The sequence below is a fragment of the Atlantibacter sp. MEI4A-1023 genome (assembly GCF_056155425.1).
This window is the reverse complement of sequence record NZ_CM149568.1, coordinates 273,507-289,719: the sequence shown is the minus strand read 5'-3', so window position 1 is coordinate 289,719 and position 16,213 is coordinate 273,507. Positions and strand designations below refer to the sequence as shown.

Here is a 16,213-nt window from a genome sequence, read left to right as displayed (position 1 = left end):
TATGACAAATGTATTCATAGAGCCGCAACCAACCGGAAGACCCGAAGGTACAAAGATTACCCATTACATGCTGGAATATTCTCACGGAAGAAGCGTTGATGATAAGGAGCACGCCACGCAAGAAAGCGCGATCCAATCAGCTAAGTCACGAGGCTTTAACCCGCTTATCGCAAGGGTAAGAAATACCAATAAAGGAAACCCGGATCATTGGCGGCCAGCCTAATTTCTAATTAAGGATTATTTATGAGTTTAATTAAACCCGGCCCTAAACCAAAACGGGATGATGGACAAGACGATAGAAGGCATCATGTAAATCCACCGACAAAACCCAAGCATCCTACTTTGCCGGTACATAAAAATAAGTAAATTCAATCTCGCAGAAATAAATAATATTTATTCAGACAAACCTAAGCCATAAATAACGAAACTTCTATGTCGAGAGTCAATCCAGACTAACTTTTATTCAGACATTAACCATTGGTTAAAACAAAAATACCCCATGATTTCTCACGGGGTATTTTTTCTCGCCAGGACTTATCAGGCTTCGATAGCGGCGCGCAGTTTCTTCATTGCATTCTTTTCAAGCTGGCGCACACGTTCAGCGGAGACGCCATAACGGTCGGCCAGTTCCTGCAATGTGGTTTTGCTGTCTTCATCCAGCCAACGGGCACGAATAATGTGCTGGCTGCGTTCGTCCAGCCCCTGCATCGCATCAGACAGTTTGTCCGCCGCGTGCTCTTCCCAGTTATCATCCTCAATGCCGTCGGCAAAGTTCGAGGATTTATCCTGTAGGTAGAGAACCGGGGCCATCGGCTGTCCGTCCGGCGCATCGTCGTCCGGCGACATGTCAAACGTCATGTCCTGGGCCGCCATACGCGACTCCATTTCACGTACGTCTTTGCTGGTAACGCCCAGCTCGCGAGCCACCATTTCCACTTCATCCTGGTTAAACCAGCCCAGACGCTGCTTGGTTTTACGCAGGTTAAAGAACAGCTTACGCTGCGCTTTGGTGGTTGCCACTTTCACGATACGCCAGTTACGCAGCACGTATTCGTGAATTTCCGCTTTGATCCAGTGAACCGCGAAGGACACCAGACGCACGCCGACTTCAGGGTTGAAGCGACGCACGGCTTTCATGAGGCCGATATTACCTTCCTGAATCAGATCCGCCTGCGGCAGGCCATAGCCCGCGTAGTTACGAGCGATATGAACAACAAACCGCAGGTGAGACAGGATCAGCTTTTTCGCTGCTTCCAGATCGCCCTGGTAATGCAGCTTTTCAGCAAGTGTCCGTTCTTCCTCAGCCGATAACATCGGCCAGGCGTTGGCGGCCCGGATATACGATTCCAGGTTGCCTACCGGAGCGAGCGCTAAAGTTTGCATTTCTTTGGTCATTCAAATCCTCTCAATCATTATCAGACTGGCGGTGCGTTGTCCCCATCAGGCAACAACCGGGCCAGTTCTTATGAGCAACGAGAATATCATCCACTCTTTCTTCAGACAGTGATTTTATCCACAAGTTCCATGTCGGTTTGTGAATAGTTTACACACAGAGTGTGACAACGCTATGAAAAAGCGCGGCAGGGATCGTGATACTGCTCCCCTGCGGACGGGAACTCGTAGCAGGGGAGAAGTATACCAAACTTTTTTTAATCGGGGGTAAAGTGACGTAAATGTTGCACAGTGGCAAGCCAGGCTGCCAGCCAGCCGATCATCGAGCACACCAGCAGGAGCAGCAGACACTCATCGAAGGATAAGCCGTTGAGATCAAAAGAAGTCCCGAACACGCGCGCCACGTCGGTTACGGCGGAAGACAGACGCATCACCAAAATTTCTGAAAGAATCAGTGACAAAAATGCACCGCTAAAACCGAGCAATGCGCCGCCATACAGGAACGGACGCAGGATGAATCCGTCGGTCGCGCCAATCAGCTTTTGCACGTTGATGGTGTCGCGACGGGCGAAAATACTCAGCCGCACGCTGTTGCCGATCACCAGGAACACCGCAGCGACCATCAGTACCCCGATCATCGCCGCCACACGCCCCACCAGCCCGGTTAAGGCTGCGAGACGGGCAAACCAACTGTCGTCCATGCGCACTTCATCTACGCCCTGCACGCGCGCAACCCGGTCGCGCAGCGTATTCAGCGATTCAGTGCCCTGGAAATCGAGCTTCGGAACGATCACCGCCACGGCGGGCAGCGGGTTCTCTTCCAGCATATCCAGCGCGCCGCCAAAGCCCGACCAGTTGCGGAACTCGCCTAACGCCTCTTCCCGCGACAGGTAATTCACCTTCTCAACGCCCTGCTCGGCCTGTAACTGCCCGACCACCTGTTGAGCCGCATCGTCGTCCAGCGCCTTATCAAGATAAACGGTGATCTGCGGGGAAGGATAATACTGGGTCGCCGCCTGGTTGACGTTTTTATAAACCATATAACAGACGCTCGGCAGCGTCAGAGAAATGGCGATAACCATAATGGTTAAAAAGGTAGCAAACGGTTTGCTTTTCAGATCCTGAAGCGCCCCGTTCCAGGCGTAGCGGAACTGTTCGTTAACGCCGCCCTTGCGGGATTTCGCTTTGGTGGGCTGGCCTTTAGCGCGTTTGGGCGGCTGACGGTTGCTGTCGCCGCCCATCTTCTGCCGGGTAAAACCGCTGAGCTTGTTGCCAAAGCGCTTCATTTCATTCAGCGCATCACGTTTATTCACCGGGGCGGCCTCCATGCAAATGCCCTTCGCTCAGGGTCAACATCGGATAATGGCGGCTGGAAATCAGCCCCATATCATGCGTAGCCATCAGTACCGTAACGCCCACGCGGTTAAACTCTTCGAACAGGCGCAAAATGCCTTCCGACAGCGCTTCATCCAGGTTACCGGTCGGTTCATCCGCCAGCAGGACCGCGGGTTTGTTCACCACCGCACGGGCGATACCCACGCGCTGTTGTTCACCACCGGAAAGCTGGATCGGAAAGCTTTTGGCTTTATCCAGCAGGCCGACTTTATCCAGCGCAGCGCTGACGCGGCGGCGGATATCCTCGCTGCTGGCCCCGGCGATGATCAGCGGGATCGCCACGTTATCGAATACCGTTCTGTCCATCAGCAGGTGGTGATCCTGGAAGATCATGCCTATCTGACGGCGCAAGAACGGGACTTCCCGATTTTTCAGGCGGCTGATCTCATGCCCGGCAAAATAAATTTGCCCCGCGCTGGGGCGTTCAATGCCGCAGATAAGCTTAAGCAGCGTACTCTTACCGGCGCCGGAGTGGCCGGTAAGGAATGCCATCTCGCCAGGTTGCAGGTGAAACGTCACCCCCTGCAGAGCCTGTCTCCCACCAAGATAGGCTTTGCTGACCTGTTCAAAGCGAATCATTGTTAATCCTCTCGGGCAAAAAGTGCCTCTATAAAGTCACCCGCATTAAACGGGCGCAAATCAGAAATTTGTTCGCCAACGCCAATGTAGCGAATTGGAATACCGAACTGGTCCGCAACAGAGAAAATCACCCCGCCTTTGGCCGTACCATCCAGCTTCGTCAGCGTAATGCCCGTCAGGCCCACCGCCTCATGGAACAGTTTGGCCTGGCTAATGGCATTCTGCCCGGTGCTGGCGTCGATGGTCAGCATAATCTCATGCGGAGCGTCTTCGTCGAGCTTTTTCATCACCCGGACGATTTTCTTCAATTCTTCCATCAGGTGCGATTTGTTCTGCAAACGCCCGGCGGTATCGGCAATCAATACATCGACATGACGCGCTTTCGCCGCCTGGATGGCGTCGAAAATCACCGATGCGGAGTCCGCGCCGGTATGCTGCGCCACCACCGGAATGTTGTTGCGCTGGCCCCAGACCTGGAGCTGCTCTACCGCCGCCGCGCGGAAAGTATCTCCCGCCGCCAGCATCACTGATTTCCCCTGCTGCTCGAACTGACGCGCCAGTTTGCCGATAGTGGTGGTTTTACCCACGCCGTTGACGCCAACCATCAGAATAACAAATGGCGTTTTGCCTTCAACGTTCAGCGGCTCATCCACTTTCGCCAGGATCTCACCCATCTCTTCCTTCAGCAAACCGTACAGCGCTTCTGCGTCACGCAGTTGCTTGCGGCTGGCCCCTTCGGTGAGATGAGTGATGATTTTGCGGGTGGTTTCCACCCCCACGTCGGCAATCAGCAGTTGTTCTTCCAGTTCCTCAAACAGATCATCATCGATTTTCTTGCCGCGGAATAGACTGATAAATCCGGAACCAAGATTTTCTTTGGTTTTAATCAGGCTGCGCTTAAGACGCGCAAAGAACCCTTCTTTGGTCGGTTTTTCCTGAACCGGAACCACCACGTCGGCCTGCTGGAACTCATCAACCCGTTCCTCTGCCTGCTGGCTCGCCGCTAACGCCTGGGTTTCCAGTTCTTCGTCGCTGATTTCCGGCTCGGCTAACGGCTCTTGTTCCGCCTGCCACTCTTCCGGCTCGATCGCCTGCGCCTGCACCTCTTCCGGCAGCGGCAGGGTTTCATGTTCGATAACGGTGATGTCCTGCGGCTCGGGCTCGACGGCTTCAGGCGCTTGTTGCTCAATCACCTCAATGATTTCATCAGCAACCGGCTGCGGCTCTTCCGCTTGCGCCGCATGCTGCTCGGTGATTTCAACGACGTCTTCCGCAAAGGCCTGCGATTCTTCCAGCGTATGCGGGGCGGGCGTTTCAACCTCTGCAACAGGCTGCTCAACCTCTTGTTCCGTTACCTGCTGTTGTTCAACTTCTGGTTCCTGCTCTTTTTGGCCGAAACCCAGCCAGGAAAAAAAGCCCCGTTTTTTATCTTTTGCCATTGGCGACTACACCCCTCGCGGTTGAATCCTGGCAGCATCTCCGCGCAATCACATCGCGGGCGCTAAATTTTTTACGAATGAATACGTTATTCTATCACTTTCCCGTCAGCGCATCACGCCGACGGATTCAGGTTTCGCCTGGCGGCCTGCGCCGCTAGAATAGCAGGCCAAATTATTAAGCCCAGTGAACAGCATGAAGAAACCCACCTCCTCTGGCAGCGGCCAGATTCGTATTATCGGCGGCCAATGGCGAGGCCGAAAACTGCCGGTCACCGACAGCCCCGGGCTGCGCCCAACGACTGACCGGGTGCGCGAAACGCTGTTCAACTGGCTGGCGCCTTACATAGTGGATGCACGCTGTCTTGACTGTTTCGCCGGTAGCGGCGCGTTAGGGCTGGAGTCGCTGTCCCGCTACGCCGCCAGCGCCACCTTGTTGGAGATGGAACGCGCCGTCGCGCAACAGTTGCAGAAAAACCTCGCGACGCTGAAAGCCGCCAACGGCAAGGTGGTTAACACCAACACCCTGAACTACCTTAATCAAACCGGTACGCCGCACGACATCGTGTTTATCGATCCGCCGTTTCGCAAAGGCCTGCTTGATGAGACGTTGAACCTGCTGGAGAAAAACGGCTGGCTGGCAAACGGCGCGTTAATCTACGTCGAAAGCGAAGTGGAGAACGGTATGCCGCCAGTGCCGGCAAACTGGCAATTACACCGGGAAAAAGTGGCGGGCCAGGTGGCCTATCGCCTTTATTTACGCGAAACGCAAGGAGCGGAAGATGCTGATTAATCTGGGACGGCTATTGATGCTGTGCGTGTGGGGTTTTTTGATCCTCAACCTGATCCAACCCTTTCCGCGCCCGCTGAACATCTTCGTCAACGTGGCGCTGATATTTATGGTGCTGATGCACGGTTTGCAGCTGGCGATGCTGAAAGCCACCCAGCCAAAAAACGCGCCGCCGATGGGCAAACCGGAACAGATCCGCATCTTTTTGTTCGGCGTGTTCGAACTGCTGGCGTGGCAGAAAAAGCAAAAATTAAAGTGACGCAGGCGTGGGCGTGGTTACGGCTGCGCCTCGAAACGCACAAATCGCGTCCCCTGATACACCAGTACGCCCTTCTCCCCCACCGTTAGCCGATGGTAATCCACCGCTTCCAGCCGGAAGGTCATTTCCAGCCCGCCCTGTAATGGCTTAAAGCTGGCCTCATAACGCATCGTCTCGCCCGCAGGGATGACTTCACGCTGGCGCGAGCGGCGGTCGTTGGCCGGTTTCTCCCGCTTGTTGGTAATCTCTACCTGTTTTTGCAGCTGCGGCGTGGCATCGTTACTGGCATTCTCCCGGCGCTGCTGCACAAAGCGAAAGGAGGCGGCAATGACGATTATCGCGATGATAACTATCAGGAAAAACGGCATTTTACTCATAAAAGCATTCACATTGTTGCGGTGCTTTTTAGAATACTCCGGGCGGATAAGCATTGTCATCTGCCACGCCAGGACACTAGACTGAAAGACAGAGCCGCGCACAATGGGTGCGCGTTACAATAACTGAATCAGGGACTTATCATGCTTTGGTCGTTTATTGCTGTCTGTTTTTCCGCCTGGCTGTACGTGGACGCCTCTTATCGCGGCCCGGCCTGGCAACGCTGGGTATTTAAACCTGTCACGCTGCTGCTGTTGCTGCTGCTGGCCTGGCAGGCCCCAATGTTTGAAGCGCTGGGCTATCTGGTGGTCGCCGGTCTGCTGGCGACGCTGGTCGGCGATGCGCTGACGCTACTGTCCCGCGAACGCCTGCTCTACGCTATTGGCGCGTTTTTCCTGTCTCATTTGCTGTACACGATCTATTTCGCCAGCCAGATGACGCTGTCGTTCTTCTGGCCGCTGCCGCTGGTACTGGCGATTATTGGCGTGGCGCTGATTACCGTGATCTGGACGCGCCTTGAAGAGCTGCGCTGGCCCATCTGCACCTTTATCGGCATGACGCTGGTGATGGTCTGGCTTGCCGGCGAACTGTGGTTCTTCCGCCCAACCGATACCAGTCTGTCGGCATTTGTCGGCGCGGCGCTGCTGTTGTTTAGCAACATAGTCTGGTTGGGCAGCCACTACCGCAAACGCTTTACGGCGGATAACGCCATTGCCTCAGCCTGCTATTTTGCCGGGCACTTCCTGATTGTGCGTTCGCTGTATCTGTAAATTTTGCAGGAAAGTTGATCAATGGCTTGACTCTGGAGTGCACTCCAGAGTGTACCCTTCCGGTAATGAGAAAATTATCGTTACCGGAGGCAGCCATGACGACCCCTACGCCAGATGGCAAACCCACCCCTCAATTTGGTTCGGTTAAATTCAAACCGCTTGATGCGCAGACGCCGTGCTGCGCCGACGGGCAGTGCAGCCAGCCCGCGCCACAACCCTTAACGCCACCTGATGACGCGACTCAGCGCTATAGTTGGCACGTACAGGGCATGGACTGCGCCGCCTGCGCCCGCAAAGTAGAAAACGCGGCGCGCCAGATCCCCGGCGTCAGCCAGGCCCAGGTGGTCTTCGCCACCGAAAAATTGCTGGTGAATGCCGCCAATGATGTACGCGAGCAGGTTGAACAGGCGATCCGTCAGGCGGGCTACACCCTCACCGATAGTGCCGCCCCTGCGCCCGCAGCGGGCAGCCCCTTCGCCTGGCGCGACAACCTGCCGCTTATTGCCCTGATCGTACTGATGGCGCTGAGCTGGGGCGTAGCGCAGTTTTATCCGCCGCTGGGTAACATTGCGTTTATCGCCACTACGCTGGTGGGCCTGTGGCCCATCGCCCGCCAGGCACTACGGCTGATGCGCAGCGGTAACCCGTTCGCCATCGAAACCTTAATGAGCGTGGCCGCCATCGGCGCGCTGTTTATCGGCGCGACCGCCGAAGCCGCGATGGTGTTACTGTTGTTTTTAATCGGTGAGCGGTTAGAAGGCTGGGCGGCAAACCGCGCACGACAAGGTGTCAGCGCGCTGATGGCGCTGAAGCCGGAAACCGCCACGCGCCTCAACGGCGACCAGCGCGAAGCGGTGGCGCTGGGGGATTTGCGCCCTGGCGATGTGATTGAAGTATCGGCAGGCGGCAGGTTGCCTGCGGATGGCAAGCTGCTTTCGCCGTTCGCCAGTTTTGATGAAAGCGCGCTTACCGGCGAATCATTGCCCGTGGAGCGCAGCCAGGGCGACAGCGTGGCCGCCGGAGCTACCAGCGTCGACCGGTTGGTAACGCTGGAAGTGATCTCCGAACCCGGCGACAGCGCCATTGACCGGATTTTACGGCTTATCGAAGAAGCCGAAGAGCGCCGCGCCCCCATTGAACGCTTTATCGACCGCTTCAGCCGGATCTACACGCCCGCCATCATGCTGTTTGCGCTGCTGGTGGCCGTGCTTCCCCCGCTGTTAACCGGCGCGCAGTGGCTGCCGTGGATCTACAAGGGGCTGACCCTATTGCTGATTGGCTGCCCGTGCGCGCTGGTGATCTCCACGCCTGCGGCCATTACCTCCGGCCTGGCTGCTGCCGCGCGGCGCGGGGCGCTGATTAAAGGTGGCGCAGCGCTGGAACAGCTCGGCCAGATCCGTCAGGTGGCGTTTGATAAAACTGGCACCCTGACGCTGGGTAAACCCCAGGTCACCGCGATTTCTCCGGCATCGGGCCTGGATGAAAACACGCTGTTACGCCTGGCGGCGGCGATTGAGCAAGGCTCGACGCATCCGCTGGCGTTAGCGATTATCGAACGGGCTAAAAATCAGGGCATTGCCCTGCCCGTAACAACAAATCAACGCACGTTGGCGGGTATCGGCATTGAGGCAACGGTTGAAGGTGAAGCTTACCTGCTCAGCGCGCCGGATAAACTCCCCGCCACCGTTCTGAACGAGGCGGCGCAGGTCGCCATTGAGCAACAGGAAGCGCAGGGCCAGACGGTGGTGGCGCTGGTACGCAACAATCAGTTGCTGGGTACGCTGGCGCTGCGCGACACGCTGCGGCCTGATGCCCGGGAAGCCGTGCAACGATTGCATGATTTGGGCGTACAGGGCGTGATCCTCACCGGCGATAACCCATGCGCCGCTGCTGCCATTGCCGGCGAGCTGGGGCTGGAATTCCGCGCGGGCCTGCTGCCTGCCGATAAAGTGGCGGAAGTGAACCGGATGAATCACCACGCACCGCTGGCGATGGTCGGCGACGGGATTAATGATGCTCCGGCGATGAAAGCGGCGACTATTGGCATCGCCATGGGCAGCGGCACCGACGTGGCGCTGGAAACCGCCGACGCGGCTCTCACCCATAACCGCCTCAAGGAACTGGCGGGCATGATTGATCTCGCCCGCGCCACCCACGCCAACATCCGGCAAAATATCGCTATCGCGCTGGGGTTAAAGGGGCTGTTCCTGGTCACAACGCTGCTTGGCATCACCGGCCTGTGGCTGGCGGTGCTGGCCGATACTGGCGCAACGGTGCTGGTAACCGCCAATGCGTTAAGGCTGCTGGGCAGGAAATAAGCAGATAATAACCCATGGTTTCTACAGGCGTCTTTCCGTAGGATATTTTCAGCCAGTTTTACTGGTGAGGTGCAGCGTTGCGGGGGCTTCTTCCCCGGCGGCGTGAGTTGCAGGAAAGAAAAAACCCTCGCACGTTGTTTGGTAATTAAACCTGGCAACATAACGAGGGCTATCTCTTGATCAGCAAACCAAGAATAGCCGCGAACGGTTGTCATTGCAACGTAGGCGGTTATATGACGTTTAAACAAGCCTTTTGGCTTGCGGTCTTAACATCGATCATCGGGCCGATTGTGGTCGCGCTGATTCGTTATTTCCTCAGCTTCTAAGCTAATTTGGGCGTCACCGCTGCTGTGATGGCAACATGCGCCCGAACGGGCCGCAGGTGTAACAACCTGCGGCTTTTTTGCCTGGAGACAAAAAAGCCCGGCAACAGCGACCGGGCTCCGATTAACGAATTACATCATCCCTAATATTCCGGGCAACCACAGCGATATCGCCGGAACGTAAGTCACCAGCGCAAGCACCACCAACAGCGTGGCGTAGAACGGCAGCATTGCGCGCACCACGTCCTCAATTTTGCGCTTACTGACGGCGCTGGCCACGAACAGCACCGAGCCTACCGGCGGAGTGATCAAGCCAATTCCCAGGTTCACCATCATGATCATCCCGAAATGCACCGGGTCGATCCCCAGCATATTGGTCACCGGCAGCAGCACCGGCGTCAGGATCAGGATCAGCGGCGCCATGTCCATCAGGGTGCCCACCAGCAGCAGCATGATGTTCAGGTACATCAGGATGACGTACTTGTTATCTGACAGCGAGGTGAAGAACTCGGTGATGCGCATCGGCAGTTGCATATAGGTCATCACCGCGCCAAATGCCGCGGCGAAACCGATAAGGATCATCACGATAGTCACCGTTTTCACGGTGCGGAACATCAGCTTCGGCAGCTCGTTCCACTTGTAATCGCGGTAGATAAACATGGTCACGAAGAACGACCATAAGCAGGCTACCGCCGCGGATTCCGTTGCCGTGAATACCCCAGTGAGAATACCGCCCATGATGATCACCACGGTCATCAGGCCCCAGAGCGCGTCGAAGAAAATCTTCAGCGCCTGTTTGAACGGAATGCGCTCGCCTTTCGGGTAGCCGCGTCGGTGGGCGAAGCCCATGCACAGCACCATCAGGCTGACACCCAACAACAGGCCTGGCAGAACCCCCGCGATAAACAACGACGCGATCGACACCGTACCGCCCGCCGCCAGCGAGTAAATCACCGAGTTATGGCTGGGCGGGATCAGAATCGCCTGTACCGAGCCGCTGGCGGTCACCGCTGCCGCGTATTCGCGCGGATAACCCTTTTTCTCCATTTCCGGGATCATCACGCTACCGATGGAAGCGGTATCCGCCACCGACGAGCCGGAAATCGCGCCGAAAAAGGTCGAGGCGACGATATTCACCAGCGACAACCCGCCGCGAATAAAACCCACGAAGATATAGGCAAAGTTCACCAGGCGGCGTGCGATACCGCCTTCCGCCATGATTGCCCCAGCCAGAATAAAAAACGGGATCGCCAGCAGGCTGAATTTATTCACGCCGCTGGTGATTTGAATCATGATTGCTTCCAGCGGCAGATCGATATACAGCGCCCCAACCACGGCGCTCAGACCTACCGCAAAGGCCACCGGCATGCCGACCGCCAACAATACGCCCAACGTAAAAAGTAAAACGAACGCGTCCATGAAGCCCCCGTTAACCGTGATTGCCGATAAGCACTACCGGACGATTCTCCTGGGAACCGAACAACAGCCGCTCAATAACAAAAAGAATAATGATCGCCGAGCCTATCGGCAGTGGCAGGTAGCTTTCCCCGGAGGTCAAAATGGGGAATTCCGCCACCGGCTGTTCCCAGAGTTCAATGCACAGCAACGCGCTGTACCAGAACATAATCCCGGAGATAGTTAGCATTAACAGGTCCACCAGTTTGGCGCACAGGCGCTGCATCGCCGGTGGAATACGGTCAGTCAACATGTTGACCGCAATATGCGAGTTAGCGCGATAGCTCACCGCAGCCCCCACAAAGCTGAACGTCACCATGCAAATAATTGCGATGGGCTCCGGCCAGGATTCACCACGGTTCAACACGTAGCGGGAAAAGATGCCAATCGGGATGACAACCGTCATCAGCAGCAGCGAAAACCCGGCCACAAACATGGCGAGCAGATACAGGCGATCCATCCACTTTATATATAAAGAGGTCATAAATACTCCGGGAATATGCGCCGGGCTAGCCGGCGCCTGAGATCACTGTACGTCTGCTATCGCTTTCATCAGATCCTGATGCTTGTCGCCAAACTGGGCGCGCACCGGCTCTGTGGCTTTAACGAAAACAGCTTTGTCGATGTCGTGGAATTGCACGCCGCCCGCTTTCATTTTCTCCAGCGCCTGGGCGTTATAGGCGTCCCAGAGTTTGCGCTGTTCCATCTGGGCTTCGCGGGCCAGGGTCAGGATTTTTTGCTGCTGATCGGCGTTGAGCTTGTCCCATTTCACTTTGGAATAGAGCAGCATTTCCGGGGTGATGAAGTGGCCGCTCAGGGTATAGTTCTTGGCGACCGGCATGTAGTTGTGGGCGATAAAGGTCGGCGGATTGTTTTCCGCGCCGTCAATAACGCCGGTTTGCATGCCGCTATACACTTCACTCACGCCCATCGCGACGGAGTTAGCACCCATATCTTTCAACGTGGCCAGCGCCACCGGGCTACCCTGAACGCGGATTTTCATCCCTTTCAGGTCTTCCGGCTTCACCACCGGTTTCACGGTGATCAGGTTACGCGTGCCGGAATCCATCCAGCCCAGGAAGACCAGTTTCGATTTCGGGTTATTGGTCAGTTTCTCACCGATTTGTTTGCCGATATCGCCGTCGATCACTTTGTGCATATGGTCTTCATCGCGGAAGACATACGGCAGGGTAAACACTTCGATATCCGGCAGGATGGCGGCAACCGGGGCCATTGAGACGCGAATAATATCGATAGCGCCCATTTGCGCCTGCTCAATCATTTGCTTTTCATCGCCCAGTACGCCGCCAGGGAACACTTTGATCTCAAGATCGCCGTTGGTTTGTTGTTTGAGCTTTTCACCCATGTTTTGCACGGCCACCACGTTGGGATAACCCTGCGGATGGACGTCGGCGGCTTTTATGGTCTGCGCCAGTACGGTTGGTGCGAATAACGCGGTGGAGAGGCACAGGCCGGCCAAAACCGGTATCAGAGTCTTTTTCATCGGGTCAGCTCCAGAAGGTACGTATGTAAGAGGTAAAACGTTGTTTTGATTTTCCGCTTATAAACTAGCCGAAGATGTTAAAAGACGTGGTGAAGCACTTCACAAAAGTAGCAAAATATGAAACAGGGGTTTAAAGAGAATGCACCAGGGGTTCAGCGCAGAGTTTTATGCCTCTGCGCTCAAAAAATTAGTGTTTTTTACGAAGTAAATAGCGGTACGGCAGAGCTTCCGTTTGCGAAGCGATCAGATCGTGCTCCATAAAACGGCAAAATCCTGGGATATCGCGCGTGGTGGCCGGGTCATCAGCGATGACCAGTAGCGTTTCGCCTGTTTGCATGCCGCGCACGGTTTTGCGCACCATCATCACCGGTTCAGGGCAACGCAGCCCCTGGGCATCCAGGGTATGATCGGGATGGTTAAAAAGGTCGGTCATGGTTATCTCGGGGAAAGGTAAAAACGGCACTAGTTTACCCCGGGATTTAGCCGGTGCAAGCCAGGTTAACGATTGCGTTAAAATTAACCATTGCAAAGATAAGCTGAAGCAGTATGATGCGGCGGTTTTGATTCTGGGTTCCCTCACCCCATCCGACAAAAAGGTCACAATATGACGACGTTTACATCACGCCAGCGCCGCAATGCGCTTATCTGGCTATCGCTGTTTCATTTGCTGGTCATTACGTCCAGTAACTACCTGGTGCAGCTACCGATCACCATTTTCGGTTTTCACACCACCTGGGGCGCGTTCAGTTTTCCCTTTATCTTCCTGGCTACCGACCTGACCGTGCGGATTTTTGGCGCGCCGTTAGCGCGTCGCATCATCTTTGCGGTGATGATCCCGGCGCTGGCGATTTCCTACGGCATCTCCTCGCTGTTTTATATGGGAAGCTGGCAGGGATTCGAGGCATTAGCCCACTTCAATCTGTTCGTGGCGCGTATCGCAACGGCGAGTTTTATGGCCTACGCGCTGGGGCAAATTCTTGATGTGCATGTGTTTAACCGCCTGCGCCAAAACCGCCGCTGGTGGCTGGCCCCGACCGCATCGACCCTTTTCGGCAACGTCAGCGACACCCTCGCGTTCTTCTTTATCGCCTTCTGGCGTAGCCCGGACGCCTTTATGGCGGAGCACTGGGTTGAAATCGCGCTGGTGGATTACTGCTTCAAAGTGCTTATCAGCATCGTGTTCTTCCTGCCGATGTACGGCGTACTGCTGAATATGCTGTTGAAAAAACTGGCAGATAAATCTGATTTCGCGCGGTTCCAGCCGGGTTGACGGTCGCCAGGAATTCTTGTGATAAGATGCGGAGCAAGGTCACTTGACCGTTATCGTAAAGGAAGAATTCAATGCGCAATCTGGTTAAATATGTCGGGATTGGCCTGCTGGTGATGGGGCTGGCGGCCTGCGACAACAATGACAGCAGCAAGCCGACGGAAGGCGCCGCAGCCGAAAGCAATGCGGCAGCTCAGCAGGTCACTCTGCTGGACGGCAAACTGAGTTTTTCGCTGCCGGCGGATATGACGGATCAGAGCGGGAAGCTGGGCACGCAGGCCAACAATATGCACGTTTATTCTGACGCTACCGGGCAGAAAGCGGTGATTGTGATTGTCGGCGACGACACTACCGAAGGGTTGGATGTGCTGGCAAAACGCCTTGAAGATCAGCAACGCAGCCGCGACCCACAGTTGCAGGTTGTGACCAATAAATCCATTGAAGTTAAAGGCCATACCTTACAGCAGCTGGACAGCATTATTTCCGCCAAAGGCCAGACCGCGTACTCGTCTGTGGTGCTGGGTAAAGTGGATAACAAACTGCTGACCCTGCAAATCACCCTGCCAGCGGATAACCAGCAGCAGGCACAGGCAACCGCTGAAAACATTATTAATACCCTGGAAGTGAAGTAAGGCGATTCGCTTTCGTGGAAAAAGCCTGCCGGTGAAAACCGGCAGGCTTTTTTATTTGATGAAGTGATGGGCGCAGCAAGATTTAAATCAACAGTTTAATCCAGACCAGGCCACAATTACTGTCTCTTTTGTGCTCCTCGATTAATTTTCCCTTCCCCTTAGACACTTCAGTTATTACATCCTGCAATACTGGTTGGACAAAATTTCCCAAACCTAAATTTTCAACGTATATTCGTATAACATCATTCCTCATATAGATACGTTATGCAGGCATCTGATTATTTAAAGATGAAGTTCCAGAGCGACCGGCAACTGGCTACTTATGGACAGCAAGGCGTTGCTGGAACGTGGAAGGCGTTAAAAGGGATCGGTTCTGATATTTACTCAGGAATGGAGCGCGTAAGCTGGTATTCATCGTGCTTATTCCCCGGCTATCACGATGTGTGCGATGAACTTCTTTCAGAAGAAAAGAGAATGTATCTCTCAATAGTGTCTATTTACCGGTATCGTGATGTAATAGCACAAATGCTCTATCTTTATTTTGTCAGTATTTTAAACGATTCTGAAAATAGAAATGAACAAAATCGCGTTCTCAAAACGGATTCCAAAGTAACTGGGCTAGTTAAAAACATCCCGGCAAGCAAGACTGCACGTTTAGCGATAGCATTGGCGCTGGCTAAATCTCTTTCAGCATCGGGTCTACTCTCAGACGTTGTCGTCGAACGGCTTGCACGACGCGTACCTACCGTTGTCATGGCGCTTCAATTGATTGGCTCGGACCAGAAGTGCGCCCTTGCTGCCCGTCATCTGAAAACATTAGATCCGAAGTATTACTCTATCCTGTATGGCGCACAGCTGGAGATGCTTTACTACTTTGTTGAGCCGTTCCTGTCGGATCTGATAAATAAAGTACAAATGGGATTCTATCAGGATTTCGATGCAATTTATGACGACTTAAAGGGCAAGTGACATGTTTAAGAGCCTGCTATCAATCCTATTTACGGATATTTTATTCCCCGTTTATATTTTTGCGTGCGCCTCTTTATTCCTGTGGCTGGTGCCTGACCATTGGGTGTTATTAACATTCATTGCAATCGTCGTATTTATTATTGTTCATCCGATAATTTTCAACCGCTTTGATAAATATGATTAAATTCTATAAAAAGGAAATTTTATGTCAAACCCAGCTTATTTACTTCTAACCGATGAAAACGGTTCCCCCATGATTGGCCCCTCCCTTGTGATCGGGCGTGAAGGTACCATTGAATTAAAGTCGTTCACTCACAATGTCAACATTCCCGTCGATGGAAATACCGGAAAATTGACGGGTACTCGCATACATATGCCTGTTATGTTTCAGAAGGAGTTTGACCGTGTAACCCCGCTTTTATTTCGCGCGCTGAGTACAGGCAGAACACTAAAATCCGCCATCATAAAGATGTACCAAATAAATGAGGCTGGTTTAGAGCAGGAGTATTTTAATATCCTCCTGGAGGGCGTGAAAATAACCTCTATCACACCAGACCTGTATCCAGGTGCAGGCACTGGCACACACCTTGAGACGGTTCTTATGCGCTACGAGAAAATCACCTGGAAGCATTGCGATGGAAACGTCATTTACAGCGACGCCTGGAATGAGTGGGCATCGTATTAAAGCGCCATAACAAGCACTCAGGGCCACGTTCTGCCCTGAGCTACGTTATGCCACCCCTTTATAT

At 54.3% G+C, this 16,213-nt stretch carries 17 protein-coding genes; 8 read left to right on the top strand and 9 right to left on the bottom strand.

Translation table 11 applies throughout. The features are described from left to right. Positions 1 to 537: 537 nt before the first annotated feature. The 4 genes from rpoH to ftsY form a co-directional block, all read right to left on the bottom strand. Complete coding sequence (gene rpoH / locus ACVV26_RS01375) at positions 538 to 1,395, bottom strand: RNA polymerase sigma factor RpoH (RefSeq protein ID WP_125292615.1); 858 nt, start codon at positions 1,393 to 1,395, stop codon at positions 538 to 540. Positions 1,396 to 1,649: 254 nt separating this feature from the next. Continuing rightward, positions 1,650 to 2,705, bottom strand: a complete 1,056-nt coding sequence (gene ftsX / locus ACVV26_RS01370) for a permease-like cell division protein FtsX (protein WP_312981993.1) — start codon at positions 2,703 to 2,705, stop codon at positions 1,650 to 1,652. Beyond that, complete coding sequence (gene ftsE / locus ACVV26_RS01365; protein WP_125292617.1) at positions 2,698 to 3,366, bottom strand: cell division ATP-binding protein FtsE; 669 nt, start codon at positions 3,364 to 3,366, stop codon at positions 2,698 to 2,700. Before ftsE ends, ftsX begins: the two co-directional genes overlap by 8 nt. A gap of 2 nt (positions 3,367 to 3,368) precedes the next feature. Further along, complete coding sequence (gene ftsY, locus ACVV26_RS01360; protein ID WP_474799678.1) at positions 3,369 to 4,805, bottom strand: signal recognition particle-docking protein FtsY; 1,437 nt, start codon at positions 4,803 to 4,805, stop codon at positions 3,369 to 3,371. A gap of 193 nt (positions 4,806 to 4,998) precedes the next feature. On the opposite strand from ftsY, the gene rsmD reads away from it, so the two are divergent. Beyond that, positions 4,999 to 5,595: a 16S rRNA (guanine(966)-N(2))-methyltransferase gene (rsmD, locus tag ACVV26_RS01355; RefSeq protein WP_474799677.1), complete on the top strand. Its 597-nt coding sequence runs from the start codon at positions 4,999 to 5,001 to the stop codon at positions 5,593 to 5,595. Next, positions 5,585 to 5,851: a DUF1145 family protein gene (locus tag ACVV26_RS01350; protein ID WP_474799675.1), complete on the top strand. Its 267-nt coding sequence runs from the start codon at positions 5,585 to 5,587 to the stop codon at positions 5,849 to 5,851. Before rsmD ends, ACVV26_RS01350 begins: the two co-directional genes overlap by 11 nt. A gap of 17 nt (positions 5,852 to 5,868) precedes the next feature. On the opposite strand, the gene ACVV26_RS01345 is transcribed toward ACVV26_RS01350, so the two are convergent. Beyond that, complete coding sequence (locus ACVV26_RS01345) at positions 5,869 to 6,228, bottom strand: DUF2500 domain-containing protein (protein WP_474801685.1); 360 nt, start codon at positions 6,226 to 6,228, stop codon at positions 5,869 to 5,871. Between the two features lie 141 nt (positions 6,229 to 6,369). Between ACVV26_RS01345 and ACVV26_RS01340 the strand changes: the two genes are divergently transcribed. Together ACVV26_RS01340 and zntA are read left to right on the top strand one after the other, a co-directional pair. Then, on the top strand, positions 6,370 to 6,996 hold the full coding sequence (locus tag ACVV26_RS01340) for a lysoplasmalogenase (RefSeq protein WP_474799674.1): 627 nt from the start codon (positions 6,370 to 6,372) through the stop codon (positions 6,994 to 6,996). 95 nt (positions 6,997 to 7,091) lie between these two features. Continuing rightward, a complete protein-coding gene (zntA, locus tag ACVV26_RS01335; RefSeq protein ID WP_474799673.1) occupies positions 7,092 to 9,314 on the top strand; it encodes a Zn(II)/Cd(II)/Pb(II) translocating P-type ATPase ZntA in 2,223 nt (740 codons plus the stop codon). A gap of 455 nt (positions 9,315 to 9,769) precedes the next feature. Here the strand turns inward: zntA and ACVV26_RS01330 are convergent, their stop codons facing one another. The 4 genes from ACVV26_RS01330 to tusA form a co-directional block, all read right to left on the bottom strand. Continuing rightward, a complete protein-coding gene (locus ACVV26_RS01330) occupies positions 9,770 to 11,056 on the bottom strand; it encodes a TRAP transporter large permease (protein ID WP_474799672.1) in 1,287 nt (428 codons plus the stop codon). Between the two features lie 10 nt (positions 11,057 to 11,066). Continuing rightward, positions 11,067 to 11,576 carry a TRAP transporter small permease gene (locus ACVV26_RS01325; RefSeq protein WP_474799670.1) on the bottom strand — a complete coding sequence of 170 codons (510 nt, stop codon included), beginning with the start codon at positions 11,574 to 11,576 and terminating at the stop codon, positions 11,067 to 11,069. 42 nt (positions 11,577 to 11,618) lie between these two features. Continuing rightward, a complete protein-coding gene (locus ACVV26_RS01320) occupies positions 11,619 to 12,596 on the bottom strand; it encodes a TRAP transporter substrate-binding protein (RefSeq protein ID WP_312982004.1) in 978 nt (325 codons plus the stop codon). A 187-nt stretch (positions 12,597 to 12,783) separates the two neighbouring features. Next, positions 12,784 to 13,029 (bottom strand): sulfurtransferase TusA, encoded by a 246-nt coding sequence (gene tusA / locus ACVV26_RS01315; RefSeq protein ID WP_125292627.1) that lies wholly within the window; start codon positions 13,027 to 13,029, stop codon positions 12,784 to 12,786. 171 nt (positions 13,030 to 13,200) lie between these two features. Between tusA and ACVV26_RS01310 the strand changes: the two genes are divergently transcribed. The 4 genes from ACVV26_RS01310 (at position 13,201) to ACVV26_RS01295 (ending at position 16,149) form a co-directional block, all read left to right on the top strand. After that, on the top strand, positions 13,201 to 13,866 hold the full coding sequence (locus ACVV26_RS01310) for a 7-cyano-7-deazaguanine/7-aminomethyl-7-deazaguanine transporter (RefSeq protein WP_474799669.1): 666 nt from the start codon (positions 13,201 to 13,203) through the stop codon (positions 13,864 to 13,866). Positions 13,867 to 13,937: 71 nt separating this feature from the next. Then, positions 13,938 to 14,495, top strand: coding sequence for a DcrB family lipoprotein (locus ACVV26_RS01305; RefSeq protein WP_368777017.1), 558 nt, complete (start codon positions 13,938 to 13,940; stop codon positions 14,493 to 14,495). A gap of 264 nt (positions 14,496 to 14,759) precedes the next feature. Further along, entirely contained in the window at positions 14,760 to 15,464 is a 705-nt protein-coding gene (locus ACVV26_RS01300; RefSeq protein WP_474799667.1) for a hypothetical protein, read from the top strand. 205 nt (positions 15,465 to 15,669) lie between these two features. Continuing rightward, entirely contained in the window at positions 15,670 to 16,149 is a 480-nt protein-coding gene (locus tag ACVV26_RS01295; RefSeq protein ID WP_474799666.1) for an Hcp family type VI secretion system effector, read from the top strand. Positions 16,150 to 16,213: the final 64 nt, after the last annotated feature.

Coding starts and splice junctions, on each gene's coding strand:
- ACVV26_RS01320 (WP_312982004.1), bottom strand. CDS start 12,596: ATGAAAAAGACTCTGATACCGGTTTTGGCCGGCCTGTGCCTCTCCACC.
- ACVV26_RS01345 (WP_474801685.1), bottom strand. CDS start 6,228: ATGAGTAAAATGCCGTTTTTCCTGATAGTTATCATCGCGATAATCGTC.
- ACVV26_RS01350 (WP_474799675.1), top strand. CDS start 5,585: ATGCTGATTAATCTGGGACGGCTATTGATGCTGTGCGTGTGGGGTTTT.
- rpoH (WP_125292615.1), bottom strand. CDS start 1,395: ATGACCAAAGAAATGCAAACTTTAGCGCTCGCTCCGGTAGGCAACCTG.
- ACVV26_RS01305 (WP_368777017.1), top strand. CDS start 13,938: ATGCGCAATCTGGTTAAATATGTCGGGATTGGCCTGCTGGTGATGGGG.
- ftsY (WP_474799678.1), bottom strand. CDS start 4,805: ATGGCAAAAGATAAAAAACGGGGCTTTTTTTCCTGGCTGGGTTTCGGC.
- ACVV26_RS01340 (WP_474799674.1), top strand. CDS start 6,370: ATGCTTTGGTCGTTTATTGCTGTCTGTTTTTCCGCCTGGCTGTACGTG.
- ftsE (WP_125292617.1), bottom strand. CDS start 3,366: ATGATTCGCTTTGAACAGGTCAGCAAAGCCTATCTTGGTGGGAGACAG.
- ACVV26_RS01310 (WP_474799669.1), top strand. CDS start 13,201: ATGACGACGTTTACATCACGCCAGCGCCGCAATGCGCTTATCTGGCTA.
- rsmD (WP_474799677.1), top strand. CDS start 4,999: ATGAAGAAACCCACCTCCTCTGGCAGCGGCCAGATTCGTATTATCGGC.
- tusA (WP_125292627.1), bottom strand. CDS start 13,029: ATGACCGACCTTTTTAACCATCCCGATCATACCCTGGATGCCCAGGGG.
- ACVV26_RS01300 (WP_474799667.1), top strand. CDS start 14,760: ATGCAGGCATCTGATTATTTAAAGATGAAGTTCCAGAGCGACCGGCAA.
- ACVV26_RS01330 (WP_474799672.1), bottom strand. CDS start 11,056: ATGGACGCGTTCGTTTTACTTTTTACGTTGGGCGTATTGTTGGCGGTC.
- zntA (WP_474799673.1), top strand. CDS start 7,092: ATGACGACCCCTACGCCAGATGGCAAACCCACCCCTCAATTTGGTTCG.
- ACVV26_RS01295 (WP_474799666.1), top strand. CDS start 15,670: ATGTCAAACCCAGCTTATTTACTTCTAACCGATGAAAACGGTTCCCCC.
- ACVV26_RS01325 (WP_474799670.1), bottom strand. CDS start 11,576: ATGACCTCTTTATATATAAAGTGGATGGATCGCCTGTATCTGCTCGCC.